General features: G+C 65.0%; 12 protein-coding genes. 3 read left to right on the top strand and 9 right to left on the bottom strand.

What is annotated here, in order from left to right:
- Positions 1 to 54: 54 nt before the first annotated feature.
- The 8 genes from NFH97_RS05030 to NFH97_RS04995 all read right to left on the bottom strand — a co-directional run bounded on the left by NFH97_RS05030 (position 55) and on the right by NFH97_RS04995 (position 10,523).
- Complete coding sequence (locus NFH97_RS05030; RefSeq protein WP_349624513.1) at positions 55 to 1,494, bottom strand: coniferyl aldehyde dehydrogenase; 1,440 nt, start codon at positions 1,492 to 1,494, stop codon at positions 55 to 57.
- Positions 1,491 to 3,305 (bottom strand): FAD-dependent oxidoreductase, encoded by a 1,815-nt coding sequence (locus NFH97_RS05025; protein ID WP_261395050.1) that lies wholly within the window; start codon positions 3,303 to 3,305, stop codon positions 1,491 to 1,493. Before NFH97_RS05025 ends, NFH97_RS05030 begins: the two co-directional genes overlap by 4 nt.
- A gap of 81 nt (positions 3,306 to 3,386) precedes the next feature.
- A complete protein-coding gene (locus tag NFH97_RS05020) occupies positions 3,387 to 4,412 on the bottom strand; it encodes an AraC family transcriptional regulator (protein ID WP_045992169.1) in 1,026 nt (341 codons plus the stop codon).
- Between the two features lie 189 nt (positions 4,413 to 4,601).
- Complete coding sequence (locus tag NFH97_RS05015) at positions 4,602 to 6,125, bottom strand: malonate--CoA ligase (protein WP_108131308.1); 1,524 nt, start codon at positions 6,123 to 6,125, stop codon at positions 4,602 to 4,604.
- Positions 6,122 to 7,477, bottom strand: coding sequence for a malonyl-CoA decarboxylase (locus NFH97_RS05010; RefSeq protein WP_222568211.1), 1,356 nt, complete (start codon positions 7,475 to 7,477; stop codon positions 6,122 to 6,124). The genes NFH97_RS05015 and NFH97_RS05010 overlap by 4 nt, the downstream gene beginning before the upstream one ends.
- 76 nt (positions 7,478 to 7,553) lie before the next feature.
- On the bottom strand, positions 7,554 to 8,903 hold the full coding sequence (locus NFH97_RS05005; protein ID WP_124802791.1) for a TRAP transporter large permease: 1,350 nt from the start codon (positions 8,901 to 8,903) through the stop codon (positions 7,554 to 7,556).
- The gene (locus NFH97_RS05000) at positions 8,903 to 9,460 is read right to left on the bottom strand and encodes a TRAP transporter small permease subunit (protein WP_222515635.1); all 558 of its coding nucleotides are present in this window, start codon (positions 9,458 to 9,460) and stop codon (positions 8,903 to 8,905) included. Before NFH97_RS05000 ends, NFH97_RS05005 begins: the two co-directional genes overlap by 1 nt.
- A gap of 67 nt (positions 9,461 to 9,527) precedes the next feature.
- Positions 9,528 to 10,523, bottom strand: coding sequence for a TRAP transporter substrate-binding protein (locus tag NFH97_RS04995; protein WP_108131311.1), 996 nt, complete (start codon positions 10,521 to 10,523; stop codon positions 9,528 to 9,530).
- 291 nt (positions 10,524 to 10,814) lie between these two features.
- Between NFH97_RS04995 and NFH97_RS04990 the strand changes: the two genes are divergently transcribed.
- The gene (locus NFH97_RS04990) at positions 10,815 to 11,513 is read left to right on the top strand and encodes a GntR family transcriptional regulator (RefSeq protein WP_045992163.1); all 699 of its coding nucleotides are present in this window, start codon (positions 10,815 to 10,817) and stop codon (positions 11,511 to 11,513) included.
- Positions 11,514 to 11,625: 112 nt separating this feature from the next.
- A complete protein-coding gene (locus tag NFH97_RS04985) occupies positions 11,626 to 13,149 on the top strand; it encodes a protein adenylyltransferase SelO (protein WP_349624512.1) in 1,524 nt (507 codons plus the stop codon).
- A 91-nt stretch (positions 13,150 to 13,240) separates the two neighbouring features.
- Here the strand turns inward: NFH97_RS04985 and NFH97_RS04980 are convergent, their stop codons facing one another.
- A complete protein-coding gene (locus NFH97_RS04980) occupies positions 13,241 to 17,185 on the bottom strand; it encodes a hybrid sensor histidine kinase/response regulator (RefSeq protein ID WP_222515632.1) in 3,945 nt (1,314 codons plus the stop codon).
- Positions 17,186 to 17,576: 391 nt separating this feature from the next.
- Between NFH97_RS04980 and NFH97_RS04975 the strand changes: the two genes are divergently transcribed.
- Positions 17,577 to 17,834 carry a DUF4212 domain-containing protein gene (locus NFH97_RS04975; RefSeq protein ID WP_045992160.1) on the top strand — a complete coding sequence of 86 codons (258 nt, stop codon included), beginning with the start codon at positions 17,577 to 17,579 and terminating at the stop codon, positions 17,832 to 17,834.
- Positions 17,835 to 17,837 lie beyond the last annotated feature (3 nt).

The following is a 17,837-nucleotide window of genomic DNA, read 5'->3' as shown; positions in this document are numbered from 1 at the left end:
CGGCGTCGGGACCAGGCGCGACAGCAGCAATCGTAAGTGTTGTTGTTGAACGTGCTAGCGGACCAGCCACTGCATCAGTTTGAGGACCTTGTGGGTGGTGCTGGTATAGGGCGGTATCAACAGTTTCATGCTGTCGACAGGGCCCTGACGGTAGACCGGGCGCATCTTGGAGAAGGTGATGAAGCCGTCGCGGCCGTGGTAGTGACCCATGCCGCTGTCACCCACACCACCGAACGGCAGGTCATGCTGGCCCACGTGCAAGAGGGCATGGTTGACCGAGACGCCGCCCGACTGGATACGCTCGATGTAAAGGTCCACCAGCGCCCTGTCCTGGGAGAACGGATACAGCGCCAGCGGACGAGGACGTGCGTTGATGTAGTCGATGACTTCTTCCGGCTGGCGGTAGGTCTTGACCGGTAGCAGCGGACCGAAGATTTCGCGCTGCATGATCTCCATGTCATCGGTCACGTCCAGCACCAGGTGCGGGGCGAACTTGCGGGTCTCAGGGTCGCTTGGCTGTTGCGACAGGGGAATCACCCGCGCGCCCTTGGCCCTGGCGTCCTCCAGGGTTGCCTCGAGCCGGGCGAAGGAGGCGTCGTCGATGATCGAGGTGTAGTCGGGACTAGAGAGGTCGGGGTAGCGGTGTCCGACGATGCCCTTGGCGGTGTCGACCAGGGCATCCACGCTACCTTCCGGGAGGAACAGGTAGTCCACCGTGGTACAGATCTGGCCGGCGTTGAGCAGCTTGACGAACAGGATTCGCCGAGCGGCCTCGGCCAGGGAGAAGTCCGGGGCGATGATCGCCGGTGCCTTGCCGCCCAATTCCAGGGTGACCGGGGTCAGGTTGTCGGCGGCGTTGGCCATGACCTTGCGCCCGGTGGCGGTGGACCCGGTGAACACCAGATGGTCGAAGGGCAGGCGGGTGAAGTGAGGCCCCAGCTCGCCGTCGTCGGCGAAGAACTTGAGCTTTTCCTCGGGGAAGTAGTCGGGGCTGAGGTCGATCAGCAGCTGGGCCAGTCGGGGAGAACGATCCGACATCTTGACCAGCGCCCGGTTGCCGGCGGCGAAGATGCCGATCAAGGGGGCGAGGCTCAGGTTCAGCGGAAAGTTCCAGGGCACCAGTACACCGACGACGCCCAGCGGTTGCGGGATGACGCTGTTGCGTGCACCGAAGTAGAGGCTGTGGTCGACCCGGCGGCGCTGGGGCTTCATCCACGACTTCAGGTGCTTGATGGCGTCCTTGATATCGCCGAGCACCACCACGAACTCGCAGAACAGGGTCTCCTCGCGGGAGCGATTGCCGAAGTCGTCGCTGATCGCCTGGACGAACGCCTCCTGGTGGTCCTTGAGCATGTTGGCCAGGGCCTTTAGGTGGCCGATGCGCTCCCGGTAGCTTGGTACCGGCGCCGCCAGATAGGCGCTTCGCTGCTGGTGGAAGGACTGCTCAAGCTGATCGAGGGTGCGGGGATCGGGTGACATCAAGGGGGCATTCATGCGTCGACTCCAGAGGTCGCGGTGGTCGTTGTGGCGGCGTCGCTGGCAATCAGGCCGTGCAGGTCGCCGTGGCCGTCCAGGGCCGAGCAGGAGCCCGGCAGGGGCTTGGAAAAGTGGATGCGGGACACCTCGGCGGCCCGTCCTTCATCGAACACAGGCTCCTCGGCCCAGGCGTACTCCGCCAGGGCGAGGATGGTCAGCGAAGGGTTCACCCCCAGGTTGCCGGGAATCAGCGAGCCATCGATGACCCTTAGATTGTGGTAGCCGAAGGCGCGACCGCGATCATCGACGACGCCATCCTCGGCGCTGGTGCCGATGGCGACGCCACCCATCAGGTGGGCGGTGCTGGGGGCGCCGGAGAGCACTTCGGTGGCCACGTTGCCGGCCTCGCCGCCACCGGCGGCCTCGACGAAGTGACGCGCCGCCTCGTGGGCGATGGGGAAGTAGTTCGACAGCGCCCGGTCATCCTTGTCCTGGTATACCGACCAGCCGGGCTTGAACATGGTGTACCAGGGGCGCTGGCTCTTCAGGTGGACGTAGGTGTCCCTGGTCTGCATCACCAGAAAGATGATCGAGTGTTTCGACTTGCCCACCGGGTTGAGCATTCGCAACGTGGTCAGCGGCTGGCGCAGGATATTGATCAGCATGCTGACCGAGCGCGGCACCTGACCATGGGTATCGGTCAGCGGCACGGCGCTCTGCAGCGCGAAGGTGGCGTCGCCGTAGCGGGGGAAGCGGTTGATCTCGATACGGGTCTCGTCATCGGGATCGAACATCGAGGTGATGGTCGGGCCGTGGCAGATTTCCTGGGGCTGGCCGCTGGCGTCGGCGAACCTGGCGGTGTTGACGATCAGCGTCTCGGAGTTGGTGCGGACCTCTCGCCCCAGGCGCGATGACAGCCGGGGCAGGGTCTGGTCCTGGTCCCTGGCCTTGAGCAGCAGCGGGATGGTGCCGAATACGCCAGCGGACAGCACCAGGCCCCGGCAGCGCAGCCGGTAGGGCTTCTTGGCGAACCAGGCGGTGGAGGACTGCACCGTGATCTCGTAGCCGGCGCTGCCGTCGCGCTGTCCCTTGGCATCGGGCAGCGCCTCGATGCGCGTGACCTCACTCTCGGCGCGTATTTCCACGCCGTTGCGTTCGGCAAACCACAGGTAGTTCTTGACCAGAGTATTCTTGGCGTTGTGGCGACAGCCCATGGTGCAGCCGCCACAGTATTGACAGCTGTTGCGCTCGGGGCCGTCGCCGTCGAAGTAGGGATCACCGCGCTCGGCGCCGCTGGCGTCGTCGGGATCCTCGGGAAACAGCACCCCGGTATTGACCCTCTGGTAGGTGTGTTCGCGGCCCATGCGCCTTGCGGTTTCCTTCAGCGCTTCGTCGGCGGCGTTCTCGTAGTGGCTACGGGTGACACCGAGCATGCGCTGGGCAAGGCCGTAGAAGGGTGCCAGGCGTTGCTTCCAGTCGCCATGGACCCGGGTCCAGGACTCGGCGGCAAAGACCTCGTCCTTGGGAATCAGGTGCACATTGGCGTAGACCAGCGAGCCGCCGCCGACGCCGACGCCGTGCAGGGCGGTGATCTTGCGGGTCAGGCTGATCTGCAGATTGCCGGTCAGACCGAGCCTGGGGGCCCACAGGAATTTTTTCAGGTTCCAGGAGTTGTCCGAAAATTCCTCGTCCTTCCAGCGCCGGCCCTTCTCCAGCATCAGCACGCGATGGCCCTTTTCCGAGAGCCTCAGCGCGCTCACCGAGCCACCGAAGCCGGTGCCGATGATGATCTGGTCATAGTCGAAACGGTCGTCTTGGCTGGACGTCATGGACTGGCCCCTCACGCTGTCGTTGTTGTCTACACCGAGCATAGTGAAGGCAGGGCCGGACGGATTGACCGAAGGCGCGCGCTATTTGACAGATCGCGCAATATCGAGCGTTTCGGTCTTATGCTTTCGTCGCCATTGGGCGGGACTCTCGCCCATGATTCGCTTGAAGCTGCGGGTCAGGGCGCTCAATTGGCTGTAGCCAAGCAGGTCGGCGATCTCGGTCAGGCTCAGTTGGGTGTCGAGCATGTAGACCCGAGCGCTGCGCATGCGTACGCGATCGAGCAACTGCTGGAAGCTCAGGCCGCGCTTGAGCAGGCGGTCCTGGAGGGTACGCGGTGGTACGTCCAGGGCCTGGGCCACGGCCTCAAGGCTGACCTGATCGAGCGGCAGCAGGTTGGTGATGATCCACTCCACCTTGCTTTCGATGTCGTCCCAGCGATGACGGTGCATCAAGGAGTTGATCAGGTGCCGCAGGGCCGGACTGCCTCCGGCGATGGCGTGGTCGAGACAGCTGCGGTCGAACACCAGGGTGTTCTCGGGATGATTGAAGCGCAGCGCCGAGTGCAGTTGCTGGGTGTAGGGTTCGAGGTCTCTTGGCTCCTCGCCGCACAGGTAGACCGCGCGCAGCTTGATCGGCTCGCCGTAGAGGAAGGTGAGGATGTTGTAGGCGCCCATCAAGGTATTGTCGTTGTGCTGGCGTGATGGGGCACTGCGCCCGGGCACACGATAGGTGAAGTGGTAGTAGGCCTGGTCATCGCGCTCCTCGAGACGCACATCGAGTCCTTGCACGTGGCGGCCGATTTCCTCGGCCACGGTGACCATCGCCTCGCGCAGGGTGGCGCACTGCTGGATCAGCAGGCCCACCATGCCCAGCATCGAGATATTCTGGTAGCGCCCCAGCAGCAGGCCGAAGTGGCGACAGCCGCTCATCTGGGCACCCAGTTCGAGCAGGTCGATCTTGGTGGCCACCGGAATCAGGCGGTCCGGCCGGTCGAGGTAGTCCGGCGGCAACGACAGTCGTGCCAGCGCCTGGTCGGCATCGACACCCTGCTCGTCGAGCAGGGTACGGTAGCCGGTCAGGGCCGCGGCACGCACCATGGGCTGCATGGGGGTATCTCCGGGACAGGGTGTGATCAGTATATCGCTCTGTGCGCGGGGCCGCGCTTGGTCAAAAGATATAGATGCCAGGCGTCTAATATGCCGAAGCGGGAGGTGCTGGTATACGCCGGCGGCGCCCCGCAGGGCGCCGCCGATGATAGAGCGAGTGTCGAGCTGCGCCGAAGAGGCGTCCCGGACTCAGCGATAGGTGTCCTTGAAGCGATCGCGCAGCTGATTCTTCTGCACCTTGCCCATGGTATTGCGCGGCAGGCTGTCGACGAAGAATACCCGCTTGGGCTGCTTGTAGCGGGCCAGCTTGTCGCTCAGCGCGGCGATGACGTCGGCCTCCTGGGGCGAGGCGCCTTCGGCGGGCACCACCACCGCGGTCACCCCTTCGCCCAGGTCAGGGTGGGGCAGGCCGATGACCGCGGATTCGGCGACGCCGTCCATCTCGTCGATATGCCCCTCGACCTCCTTGGGGTAGACGTTGTAGCCGCCGGAGATCACCAGATCCTTGTCGCGTCCGACGATCTGCACATAGCCCCGCTCATCGATCTGGGCCAGGTCGCCGGTGATGAAGAAGCCATCTTCCAGCAACTCCTCGGCGGTCTTCTCGGGCATCCGCCAGTAGCCCTGGAACACATTGGGGCCGCGCACCTCGAGCATGCCGATCTCGCCCTGGGGCAGCGGCGTATGGTTGCCACCCTCACGGTCGGTGATGCGCACCTCGACGCCGGGCAGCGGCATGCCCACGGTGCCGGCGATGCGATCACCGTCGTAGGGGTTGGAGGTGTTCATGTTGGTTTCGGTCATGCCGTAGCGCTCGAGGATGGCGTGGCCGGTGGCGGCCTCGAAGGCCTCGTGGGTCTCCGCCGTCAGCGGCGCCGACCCCGAGGTGAACAGGCGCATGCGGGCGGTGGCCTCGCGGGTCAGGCGGGGATCCTTGAGCAGCCGGGTGTAGAAGGTCGGCACCCCCATCATGGTGGTGCCTTCGGCCATTTCCTCGAAGATCACGTCCGGGTCGAACTTCGCCAGGAAGCGCATGCTGGCGCCGGCCATCAGGATCACGTTGCAGGCCACGAACAGCCCATGGGTATGGAAGATCGGCAGGGCATGGATCAGCCGGTCGTGCTCGTCGAAGCGCCAGGCCTCGACCAGCGACTCGGCATTGGAGCCAAGATTGCGATGGCTCAGCATGGCGCCCTTGGAGCGGCCGGTGGTGCCAGAGGTGTAGAGGATCGCGGCCAGGTCATCCGGCCCGCGCTCGAGCATCTCGGTGACCGGTGTGGCCGCCTCGGCGGCCTCCATCAGGCTACCGTCGGCGGCGGTGCCCAGGGATTCGACTCGGGCGCCACCGCAGGAGGCAGCGACCTCGCGGGCGGCCGTGAGTGAATCCGGGCGGCAGACGAACAGGGCGGGTTCGGCGTCACCGAGGAAGTAGCGAATCTCCTCGCTGGTGTAGCCGGTATTGAGCGGCAGGTAGACCCCGCCGACCTTGAGGCTCGCCAGGTACAGAAGGATCGCCTCGGGGCTCTTGTCGACCTGGACGGCAACCCGGTCACCGGGCCCCACGCCGAGCGCGACCAGCGCCCCGGCGAGCCTGGCCACCGCTTCCAGCGCATCGCTGTAGCGGTAGTCACGGCCTTCGCGGGTGGTGATGAAGGGCGCGTCGCCACGCTCGGTCATGCGCTTTTCAAAGGTGGCAAAGAGGTTGTGATTCATGTGACGGGATCTCCCTTCAAGTGCTTGCGGGCGCGACGACGCTGGTCCCTGACCTGAGACGAGCAGGCCACCTTGCCTTCGGTGGTGTAGCGCTCATGGTTGCCTTCGATGTCGTCGAGCACGTAGAGATAGTTGACCATCAGTGAGCCGAACTGTGACAGCCCCCGGCGAGAGGTATCACCGAGCCAGTTGATGCGGTGCAGTTCGGCGCCATTGCCGAGATGGAAGCGAGCGACGGTATTCAGCGGCAGATTGCGCGCGTTGCGCTCCTTGGTGAGGTAGTGAGCGGCCAGCGGCTTGATCACCTCACCCAGGGCCTTGCTGCGCTCGGAGTCCTCGAGCCAGTCGTCCTGATCGAGCTCGGCCAGCAGGGCGCGGGTGTCGTCGTCGAGGCGACCGCGTTGGTCCTGGCGCTCGGCGTCCAGCCAGGCGCGAAAGCCGGGTACCGGTGACAGGGTGACGAAGTTCTTCAGCCGCGGCAGTTCCGACTTCAGCTCCTTGACCACCTGTTTGATCAGGAAGTTGCCGAAGGAGATGCCGCGCAGGCCGACCTGGCAGTTGCTGATGCCGAAGAAGGCCGCACTGTCGGCGTCTTCGGCCTCGATGGCCTCGTGGTTGGCGTCCAGGATCGGCTGGATGCGCTCGGGCATGCCCCTGGTCAGGGCCACCTCCACGAAGATCAGCGGCTCGTCGCCGATGGCCGGGTGAAAGAAGGCGAAGCAGCGCCGGTCCCGGGCGTCGAGGCGCCTGCGCAGGTCGTTCCAGTCGCAGATCTCGTGCACTGCCTCGTAGCGGATGATCTTCTCCAGTACCGCCGCCGGGGTGTTCCAGTCGATCCGCTTGAGCACCAGAAAGCCACGATTGAACCAGGACGCGAACAGGTGGGCGAAGTCGGCATCGAGCGCCTCCAGCGCCGGGAAGGCCTTGAGCCGGGGCAGCAGGTCCTCGCGCATGCGCACCAGCTCATAGGTGCCGCCGGCGGTAAGGTTGAGCCGGCGCAACAGCTCCTGGCGCTGCGGTTCGCAGGCCTCGAACAGTCGCTGCAGGTCGACATTGCCGCGACTGTCCCGGTAGCACTCGTAGGCGCCGTCGACGGCCTCGGCATCGGCACTGAACTGCTCGGTCAGGCACTTGAAGAAGCGCGTCTTCTCGTCTTCATCGAGGCAGCTGTAGCCGTCCAGGGCCTGGCCGGCCAGGGCGATGCTGGAGGCCTCGCCATCGCTTTCCAGAAGCTTGCGACAGGCGTCGATCACCTGGGTATGTTCCAGCGGCGGGCCATCGCCCCGGCGTCTGAGCAAGGCGTCACGCTGCGTGATACTGGAGAACAGTTCCTGCAGAAAGCTGAAGTTCATCGGGGACATCTCCTCGGGGCTGGGCCAGGTGGGAGCGGGCCTGGTGGCCCGCTGGTCACACGCGTCGGCGTCGGGATCATCCGGCGCTCTCCATGATCAGGTCCGGCAGCCAGGTGGCGATGCCCGGGAAGAAGCACAGCAGCACGATGCCGAGCACCATGCACAGGGCATAGGGCAGGCTGCCGAGCAGGATGTCCTTGAGCGCGATATCCGGCGCGATCCCCTTGATGATGAACAGGTTAAGGCCCACCGGCGGGGTGATCAGGCCGATCTCCAGGTTGATGGTCAGGACCACCGCGAACCAGTAGGGATCGAAGTTGGCCGCCAGAATGATCGGCAGCAGGATCGGCGCGGTCATCACGATCACCGCCACCGGCGGCAGGAAGAAACCGGCCACCAGCAAGAAGACGTTGATGATCCCCATCAGTACCCAGCGATTGACCTCCAGTGCCGCGATCGCCTCGGCCACCGTCTGGGTGATGAACAGCGACGACAGGGCGTAGGCGAAGATCTCGGCGCAGGCGATGATCAGCATGATCATCACGCTCTCGCGCAGAGCGTCGCGCATGATGGTGGTCAGCGGTTTCACCTGCCACATGCGATAGACCACGATGGCCAGGGCCAGACACAGGAAGGCCCCGGCACCGGCCGCCTCCGAGGGCGTGGCGACACCGCCGTAGAGAGCGAACAGGATACCGCTGACCACCACCAGGAAGGGCAGCACCCGCACCAGCGCCTTCATGTTGGTCTCGACGTTCCTGGCGACGGTGTCCTTGAGCTCGCGGGCGGCATCGGCGACGGGGCTGGGGGTGTCATAGCCACCGGCCAGCTTGCAGGCGATCAGCGTCCAGGCCATGAACAACAGCGCCAGCATGATGCCGGGCAGGGCGCCGGCGATGAACAGCCGTCCGATCGAGGTCTCGGTGGAAATGCCATAGACGATCATGGTGACCGAGGGCGGAATCAGGATGCCCAGGGTGCCGCCGGCGGCGATGCAGCCAGCCGCCACGCCGTCGGGATAGCCGCGCTTGCGCATCTCGGGGATACCCAGCTTGCCGATGGCGGCGCTGGTGGCAGGCGACGAGCCGGACAGGGCGGCGAAGATCGAGCAGGCGCCGATATTGGAAATGGCCAGTCCCCCCGGCACCTTGCCGAGCCACAGGTCCAGCGAACGGTAGAGGTCGCGGCCGGTGGGGGAGGAAGCCACGGCAGCGCCCATCAGGATGAACATCGGAATCGCGACGAAGCCGAACGACGCCAGGCTGCCGAAGAAGGTCTCGCCGAAGTAGGTCAGCTCGCTGACGCCCCGGTCCATCACCAGGGCGGCGAGGGACACGCCGCCGAGGGCAAAGGCGATGGGCGTGCCGATGGCCATCAGCACGAACAGGGCGGTAACGATAAGGATGCCACTGGTAACCGGATCCATCAGCGTGCTCCTCCCAGAATTTCCGCCAGGTACTGCAGCGCCAGCAGGGTCGAGCCCAGCGCCAGCGGCACCAGTGCTGGCCACAGCGGCGGATTCCACACCGTGCCGGTGGTCCAGCCTCCGTGGTAGGCCTCCAGCAGGTAGAGCCAGGAGCCGTAGGCCAGGGCGATGCAGAAGGCCAGGCCGCACAGTGAGGCGACCAGGTTCATGGCGCACTTGATGCCGCCCTTGAGCGCATCGGGCAGCACCGTGACCGCCACTTGGCCGCCGGTCAGCAGCACATAGGGGGCGCCCAGCAGCATGGCGCCGGTGATCGAGAAGATCGCGAATTCGGTCTGCCAGGTGGTGCTTTCACCGAGCAGGTAGCGCACGAAGATCATGTGGCAGACGGCCAGCACCCCTGCAAAGAGGGCGGCGCCGGCCACCACTGCCATAGCGATGGATAGCCGGTCCATCAGCCGACAGAAAGCGCCCACCGGGCCGGAGGCATGTCGCCGGGAACCGGGGGCTGCGGGTGCAGAGACGTGGGGGGGAGAGTGGGACGGTGTGTGTGACATGGAGCCTCCGAGGTGACACGACAGCGACGAACGACGAGGCGCGGCCAGCGGCCGCGCCCACCTCGGTCTATTCCACCGCCAGGGCGGCGTCGATCAGTGCCTGGCCGTTGTCGACGTTCTCGGCAAAGCTCTTGTAGGCGCTCTCTTTCGCTACCTCGAGCCAGGCGTCGTAGTCTTCCTGGGACATCTGGACCACTTCGACGCCGTTTTCCTCGAACACTTCCACCATGGTCTGGTCGAGCTGGGCGGCCTGCTCGGCGAAGTACGCCTCGGCCTTCTCGCCAGCGTCGATCAGTGCCTGCTGCTGCTCCTCGTTGAGCCCGTTCCAGCTCTGTTCGGAGATCAGGATCGGCTCGTACATGAACCACAGGGCGTTCTCGCCCGGCGCCGTCAGGCAGCTGACCTGCTCGTAGATGCGATAGGAGACGAAGGAACCCGACGAGGTGTTGGCGCCGTCGAGCACGCCGGTCTGCATGGCGGTATAGATCTCCGACGATGGCATCGAGGCGATGGAGGCGCCGGCGGTGGCCAGCATCTCGTCGAAGGCCGGGCCAGCCGCACGCATGGTCTGGCCCTGCACGGTGTCGGGCGAGGTGATGCACTGCTGGTTGGAGGCAAAACCGCCGGCCAGCCAGGCGTCGGCCAGCACGCGAGCGCCGGCGTCCTCGATCACCTGCTTGATCATGTCCATGAACTCGGAGTCGTTGAGGCGCTGGGCACGCTCGTGATTACGCACCAGACCCGGCATCAGGGTGGCCGAGAATTCGGGATGGCGACCGCTGGCGTAGTCCAGCGGCAGCGAGGTCATGTCCAGGCGGCCGCGTACCAGCGCGCCCCACTGCTCCTTGGCCTTGAACAGCGACTGGCCGGGATAGACCTGCAGGGCCAGGTCGACGCCGGCGGCTTCGACCTCCTTGGCCATCAACTGGACCATTTCGTCGCGCACGTCGCCCTGGCCACCGGGAAACTGGTGGGACACGCGCAGGGTGGTCTCGGCGCTGGCAATAGACGCGCTGGCGGTGGCGATGGCGGCGACGGCGAGAGTGAGAGCTTGGCGTTTCATGGTGACTCCTCGAGGCGTTGTTGTTGTGATGATTGTTGTAGTGGGTGTTGTAGCGAGCGTGATGATCACTGTTGTGGTGGTGGGATAAACGCGCCGAGGTCGGCGCGGGGGATGGAGGTCAAACATTTTTTATCTGCTATGATGTATACATCAATAGCCAGCATGTATATTCCTGTCAATTCGTAGGGCTTAGACCATGGTGGGGTGAGGGCGCCGAGGGGTCAGTCGCATCAGGACAGGATATGCTGGAACGATTCGAGTTCAGCCAAGGGACAGCCAGGGGACAGCCATATGAGCAAGAAGCCCTCCAACGCCCAGCGTCTGCGGGACTCTCTCGAGGACGACATCATCAATGGTCGGCGCACACCGGGTGAGCGACTGGACCCCGAAGAGCTGTGCCGGACCTACCAGGTATCGCGTACCCCGGTGCGCGAGGCCATCCAGCAGCTGGTGGCCAGTGGCCTGGTGACCGTCTACCCCAAGAAGGGCACCTTTGTCGCCAGGCTAGGGCTCGAGCGACTGATCGAAATGTTCGAGGTGATGGCCGAACTCGAGGGCATGTGCGGTCGACTGGCAGCGCGGAGAATCTCAGCCGATGAACTCAAGGCCCTGCGCGACGCCTTCGAAGGATGCCGCCGCGCCGGCGAGACCGGTGACAGCGACGACTACTACTACGAGAACGAAGCCTTCCACAGCGTCATCTATCAGGCCAGCCACAACGCCTTCCTGGCCGAAGAGGCCCAGACCCTCAAGCAGCGGCTCAAGCCCTATCGACGCCTGCAATTGCAGGTGCGTTCACGCATGCAGAGCTCGCTCGATGAACACCGTGAGGTGCTCCAGGCGATCGAAGCCGGTGATGCCGAGAGCGCCGAGCGCATCCTGCGTGACCACGTGCTGATCCAGGGCGAGCGCTTCAGCGACTTTGTCTCCAGCGTGCGCAAGCTGGAGGAGGGAGGGGGCGAGTTGCGGCGCGCCACTGCCTCGAACTAGCCGGGCCCTGCCGTACCGAGATGGTGGTGTCGCAAGCAATGTCGCTTGACGACCACCACAGGCAGGGCCGAGGGTAGTCGGCATCCCACTTGCCAGCCTGAGGTAGCAGCCCATGTTTCCTGCCTTTTCCGGGCGCTATGCGTCCCTGCCCGATCGTATGCGCGCCGAGATGGCGCCCACCCCTGTGGCGGCGCCGCGTCTGCTGGCCTTCAATCGTCCGCTGGCCGAGGCGCTGGGTTTCGACCTTGACCCCTTCGACGCGACCCGTGCCGCCGAGGTGCTTGGTGGCAACGCCGTGCCCGACGGAGCGACGCCGATCGCCGCGGCCTACGCCGGGCATCAGTTCGGCAACTTCGTGCCACAGCTCGGCGATGGTCGGGCGATCCTGCTGGGCGAGCTAGCCCATCGAGACGGTGGCTTGCGTGAGGTCCAGCTCAAGGGCGCCGGACGCACGCCCTTTTCCCGCGGCGGTGATGGTCGCGCGCCGATCGGACCGGTGCTGCGCGAGTATCTGGTGTCAGAAGCCATGGCCGCACTGGGGGTGCCCACCACCCGGGCGCTGGCGGCGGTGGCCAGCGGCGAGCAGGTGGTGCGCCAGATGGTAGAGCCCGGGGCGGTACTGACCCGGGTAGCCTCGAGCCATGTGCGGGTCGGCACCTTTCAGTACTTTGCCGCCCGTCGTGACAGCGAGGCGCTGTCGCTGCTGGTGGACTTCTGCATCGAGCGCCACTACCCCGAGCTGGCCGACTTGCCCGAGGCCGAGCGCGCGCTGGCGCTGCTCGAGGCGGTGGTCGAGCGCCAGGCAAGCCTGGTCGCCCAGTGGAAGGGGTTCGGCTTTATTCATGGGGTAATGAACACCGACAACTGCGCGATCTCGGGGGAGACCATCGACTATGGTCCCTGCGCCTTCATGGACGCCTTCCACCCGCACAGGGTGTTCAGCTCCATCGATGAACGCGGGCGCTACGCCTGGGACAACCAGCCGGCCATCGCCCAGTGGAACCTGGCGCGCCTGGCCGAGACGCTGCTGCCGCTGATCAGTGACGATCAGGAGCGAGCGGTGGCGCTGGCCACCGAGACCATCGAGGCCTTCGCTGAGTGCCATGACGCCGCCTGGACGGCGGTGCTGCGTGCCAAGCTGGGACTCGGGGCTGATGACTCGCAAGGCCAGCCGGAAAGCCGCTCGACCGATGGTCAGGGGGGCCAGGTGGCAGACGAGGACCTGGCCCTGGGCGAGGACTTCCTCAAGGCCATGGAAGAGGGCAACGCCGACTTCACCCTGAGCTTTGCCCATCTGTCCCGGGCGCTGGCCGGTGATGAGGCAGCGCTTGCCGAGGGCTTCGAGCGCAGTGGCAGGCTCGAGGCCTGGCTGCCGCGCTGGCGCGAGCGTCTGGCCCGTGAAGGCGTCTCCGACGAGGTCGTCGGCGCGCGCCTGGCGGCGGCCAACCCCCAGGTGATACCGCGCAATCATCTGGTCGAGAAGGCCATTCGCGCCGCCATCGATGACGACGACCTGAGCGTATTCGAGACGCTGCTCGCCGCCGTGACCCGGCCCTACCGGATCCCGGACGATACCAGCCTGCTGGCCCCACCCGGGCGCGACGAGCGAGTGCTCAGAACCTTCTGCGGTACCTGAGGGACCCCACCGGCAACGTCGTCGCCGCCGGTGGGCTGCTCGCCAGCAGGACTTACGCCGACAGAACTTTCGCCAGCAGGGCTCGCGCCGGCTACTGCGGTGCCTGGCTGGCCTGCAGGGTGCGCGTCAGCAGTGCCCGCAGGGCGGCCGGGCGCACCGGCTTGAGCAGCAGCTGGTAGCCACCGCGGCGGACCTCTTCGGCCACCTCCTCGGTGCGGTCGGCGGTGATCACGATACCGGGCACCGCGCCGGTCAGGCGCTCCCCCAGGGCGTCCAGCGCCATCAGGCCGGTGACCTCGTTGTCCAGGTGATAGTCGGCGAGGATGGCGTCGGGGTCATCGTCCAGATGGCGCAGCACCGACTTGGCGCCACCGATGGAGGTGGCGGTGAACACCTCGCAGCCCCAGCCCGACAGCATCGCCTTCATGCCCTCGAGGATCAGCGACTCGTTGTCGATACACAGGATGCGCTTGCCGTCGAGCTTGCTGGCGACCTTGCGCGCAGGCCGGGAGTCCGTGTCCTCGGCCGGGGCCTTTGCCTCGACCCTGGGTACGCTGACCGAGAATACCGTGCCCACGCCGACCCAGGAGCGCACCCGGATGGGGTGGTCGAGCACCCGGCTCATGCGGTCGGCGATGGATAGGCCGAGGCCCAGTCCCTTCTCGCTTTCCTTGTGGCGCGAGGCCTGATCCAGGCGACGAAACTCCTGGAAGATCTCGGCCTGCTTGGCCTCGGGGATGCCGGGGCCGCTGTCCCATACCTCGATCAGCAGGCGCTCACCGCGCCGGCGAATGCCCAGCAGCACCCGGCCCTCCTGGGTGTAACGGATGGCGTTGGACAGGAAGTTCTGGATGATTCGGCGCAGCATCTGGCTGTCGCTGTCCACCCACAGGGCCGACCCCACCACCTTGAGGTCCAGGCCGCGATCTTCGGCCATCACCGCAAACTGGGCCTGCAGCGGGCGCAGGATGTCGGTCAGCGCAAAATGGCTGCGTCTGGGGGTCAGCGCGCCGGCGTCCAGCTTGGAGATATCCAGCAGGGTGCCGAGCAGCTCTTCGGCGGACTGCAGTGAGCTGTCGATATGGCCGATGGTGCGCTTCATGTCCTCGGCGCCCATGTCCTGGGACAGCGCCGAGGTAAACAGCCGCGCCGCGTTGAGTGGCTGCAGCAGGTCATGGCTGGCTGCGGCCAGGAAGCGCGTCTTGGAGGCGTTGGCGTCCTCGGCCACCTGCTTGGCCTGGCGCAGGGCCTGCTCGGCTTCGGCGCGCACTCGGTTCTCCTGGCGCAGCGCGGCGTTGGCTTCGGACAGGGCCAGGGTGCGCGAGCGTACCCGCTCCTCCAGGGTCTCGTTGGTTTCCTTGAGGGCGATCTCGGCCCTCCGGCGCTCGGTAATGTCCTGGTAGAGCGCGAAGAAGCCGAGGATCGCGCCGCTGTCGCCGAAGTGCGGAGTATAGGTCACCAGCATGTAGCGCAGGCCTTCGTTGGTGATCTCGAGCGACACCTCGAAGCTGACCCTTTCGCCACTCAGGGTGCGCTGAATCCAGGGAATGCGCTCCTCGGCCATGGTCTCCGGAATCACCTGGGTCACCTTCTTGCCGATGACCTCGTTGCGGTTGATGTTGAAGGCCTGCTCGTAGGCACGGTTGGTAAAGAGGTAGCGACACTCCCGGTCGAAGTAGGCGATCAACGCCGGCACGTTGTCGGTATAGATGCGGATATTGTTTTCCGAGCGGATCAGCGCTTCTTCGGTGCGTTTCTGCTGGGTGATGTCCTGATAGGTGTAGACGAAGCCGCCACCGGGCATGGGGTTGCCCTGGACCTCCAGCACGCTGCCGTCCTGGCGATATCGCACGTAGCGGTGGGGCTGGCCCTCGCGGATGTTGTCGAGCAGCAATTCCACGTGCTCTTCCGGGTCGCCGGGGCCGTACTCGCCGTTATGGGCGTTGTAGCGGAAGATGCGGTCGATCGGTGCGCCGACACGGATCAGGTGGTCAGGGAAGCGGAACAGCTCCAGATAGCGCTGGTTCCACACTACCAGGCGCAGGTTCTGATCCACCACGCTGATGCCCTGGTTGATGTTCTCGATGGTGGCCTGGAGCAGGGCGCGATTGAACTCCAGCACCTGGGAGGCCTCATCGACGATGGAGATGACGTCGGAGATGCCGATGCCACGCCCCTGCAGCGCGGAGTTGACGACGATGCGCGCCGACGAGGCGCCCAGCACCGAGGCCAGAAAGCGCTCGGTGAACTGGATCACGTCGATGGACGCTCGGGCACTGTCTTCCAGCGCCTTGCCGTTGCGCCGGGCGTAGTCCGAGAAGGCGCGGTCGACCTGGCCGGCGCTGAGGAAGCGCTGGCACAGCACCTTCAGGTCGCCGACCGTGGTAGCCCCGGTCCAGGGGCGATTGACCGAGGTCTGGCGGGTCTCGACGCTGTCGACGAACAGCGACGCCTGAATCCGTTCCACCACCCGCTGAGGGGTTACCTGGGAGACAAAGATGTAGGCCACCAGGTTGACCCCCAGCGACAGCATCACGCCGTGGGTAAAGCTGTCACCCACGTGCAGGCCGAACAGCGAGGTCGGTGACAGCCAGGCGATCCCCAGCGGCCCACCCTGGAGCCAGCCGGCGGGCAATACACCGGCGTTGATCATCGCTGGCAACAGCAGGGTGTAGGCCCAGATGGCGAAGCCCGCGTTCATGCCGACGATGACCCCCAGGCGATTGCCGCGCTTCCAGTAGAGCCCGCCGATCAGCGCCGGGGCGAACTGGGCGGCGGCGGCGAAGGACAGCATGCCGATGGAGGCCAGCGAGGTGAATTCGCCGATCAGCTGATAGAAGCCATAGGCCATGGCCAGGATCACGGCGATGGTAATGCGCCGTGCCCGCAGGACCAGGCGTCCGTAGTCGCGAGCCTTGGTGTCGAACCAGCGCATGCGGAACAGTGCCGGGATGACGATCTCGTTGGAGATCATGATCGAGACCGCCACGGCGGCGACGATGACCATGCCGGTGGCGGCGGAGAAGCCGCCGATAAAGGTCAGCAGGGCCAGCCAGCTCTGGTTGGCGGCCATCGGCAGCGACAGCACATAGGTATCGGGTGATACGTCGGTGCCGGCGAAGATGGTCAGGCCGGCGGCGGCCAGCGGCAACACGAAGAAGGCGAACAGCACCAGGTACAGCGGGAACATCCAGCGCGCGCGGGCGGCGTCGTCGCGGTGGGTGTTCTCCACCACGGTGACGTGAAACTGACGCGGCAGACACAGGATCGCCAGCATGGCCAGCAGGGTCTGGGCCCAGAAGCTCTGGCCGAAGTCCTGCTGGGCCAGTTGCCGCTGCAGCTGCAGGTGGGTGTCGGCCCGGGTCATCAGGTCCTGCAGGCCATCGAACATGCCCCAGGTGACGTAGGCGCCGAGGATCAGGAAGGCTACCAGCTTGACCAGCGACTCGAAGGCCACCGCGTGGATCAGGCCCTCGTGGTGCTCGGTGGCGTCGGTATGGCGGGTACCGAACAGGATGGCGAAGATCGCCATGACGATGGCCACATAGAAGGCGGTGTCACCGAACAGCGGCGCCTGGGTGATGTCGGAGGCGTCGGTGAGCACGGCAAAGGACGTGGACACGGCCTTCAACTGCAGGGCGATGTAGGGCAGGGTGCCGATCAGCGCGACCAGGCTGGCGAAGGCCGCCAGAGACTGGGTCTTGCCGTAGCGAGAGGCGATGAAGTCGGCGATCGAGGTGACGTTCTGGTGCTTGGCGACCCGCACCATCTTGGCCAGTACCGGCCAGAACAATAGAAGCGTCAGTACCGGACCGACGAAGATGCTGGCGAACGACCAGCCGGAGGTCGCCGCCTGGCCCACGGCGCCGTGGAAGGTCCAGGAGGTGCAGTAGATCGCCAGCGCCAGGCTGTAGACCAGCGGGCGACGATGGCTGGCCCCCAGGTGGCGTGCACGACGATCGCCGCGCCAGGCGATGGCGAACAGCACGGCGATGTAGAGCAGTGAAACAGCGATCAATAGCCAACCGGCAAACATGGGCACCTCCTCGACGTCAGCGGCCATTCTAGGGCATTGGCGGCCTGCTCGGCAGGGGCGCAGCGTGGTTGCCTCGATTCGGGCGCCTGAAGCGCGAAGCATTGACGGAATTTTGCGCCATCAAGGGAAAGGCATTGCCTGGTCTCAAGGCCTTGGATCGCGACTAAGGTGGATTGCACCTTTGTAGTGATAGACCATCGGCTAATATTCCAGGAATGTTTGTAAGTTGCTGAAATATTTAATGTAATGGTTTTCTTGGTGCGGTGCATTTATGCTTTTCGACTAAAGTTATCGTTCCAGGAAAGGCCATTTTGTCTAGTCTGCTTCTCGAGCCTTTGTGTCGTCTTTGCGGCGGCATTTGGCGATCAAACCACTTCTTGAGGGTAGCCTTATGCTAGACAAGAGCGCACAGGCCTACTGGAAACGAAACATACGAACCATCCTCGGCTGTCTGGCCGTATGGTTCATCGTCTCCTATGGCTTCGGCATTCTGCTGGTGGATGTACTCAACAATATCCAGTTCTTTGGCTTCAAGCTCGGCTTCTGGTTTGCACAGCAGGGATCCATCTACACCTTTATCGTGCTGATCATTTTCTATGCCTGGAAGATGAACAAGCTCGATGAAGAGTACGACGTCCACGAACAGTGACAC

The organism is Halomonas sp. SCS19, from assembly GCF_040147015.1.
GTDB classification, from domain to species: Bacteria; Pseudomonadota; Gammaproteobacteria; order Pseudomonadales; family Halomonadaceae; genus Halomonas; species Halomonas litopenaei.
This window is presented reverse-complemented; position numbering and strand designations above follow the sequence as displayed.

Coding starts and splice junctions, on each gene's coding strand:
- NFH97_RS05030 (WP_349624513.1), bottom strand. CDS start 1,494: ATGAATGCCCCCTTGATGTCACCCGATCCCCGCACCCTCGATCAGCTT.
- NFH97_RS05025 (WP_261395050.1), bottom strand. CDS start 3,305: ATGACGTCCAGCCAAGACGACCGTTTCGACTATGACCAGATCATCATC.
- NFH97_RS05020 (WP_045992169.1), bottom strand. CDS start 4,412: ATGCAGCCCATGGTGCGTGCCGCGGCCCTGACCGGCTACCGTACCCTG.
- NFH97_RS05015 (WP_108131308.1), bottom strand. CDS start 6,125: ATGAATCACAACCTCTTTGCCACCTTTGAAAAGCGCATGACCGAGCGT.
- NFH97_RS05010 (WP_222568211.1), bottom strand. CDS start 7,477: ATGAACTTCAGCTTTCTGCAGGAACTGTTCTCCAGTATCACGCAGCGT.
- NFH97_RS05005 (WP_124802791.1), bottom strand. CDS start 8,903: ATGGATCCGGTTACCAGTGGCATCCTTATCGTTACCGCCCTGTTCGTG.
- NFH97_RS05000 (WP_222515635.1), bottom strand. CDS start 9,460: ATGTCACACACACCGTCCCACTCTCCCCCCCACGTCTCTGCACCCGCA.
- NFH97_RS04995 (WP_108131311.1), bottom strand. CDS start 10,523: ATGAAACGCCAAGCTCTCACTCTCGCCGTCGCCGCCATCGCCACCGCC.
- NFH97_RS04990 (WP_045992163.1), top strand. CDS start 10,815: ATGAGCAAGAAGCCCTCCAACGCCCAGCGTCTGCGGGACTCTCTCGAG.
- NFH97_RS04985 (WP_349624512.1), top strand. CDS start 11,626: ATGTTTCCTGCCTTTTCCGGGCGCTATGCGTCCCTGCCCGATCGTATG.
- NFH97_RS04980 (WP_222515632.1), bottom strand. CDS start 17,185: ATGTTTGCCGGTTGGCTATTGATCGCTGTTTCACTGCTCTACATCGCC.
- NFH97_RS04975 (WP_045992160.1), top strand. CDS start 17,577: ATGCTAGACAAGAGCGCACAGGCCTACTGGAAACGAAACATACGAACC.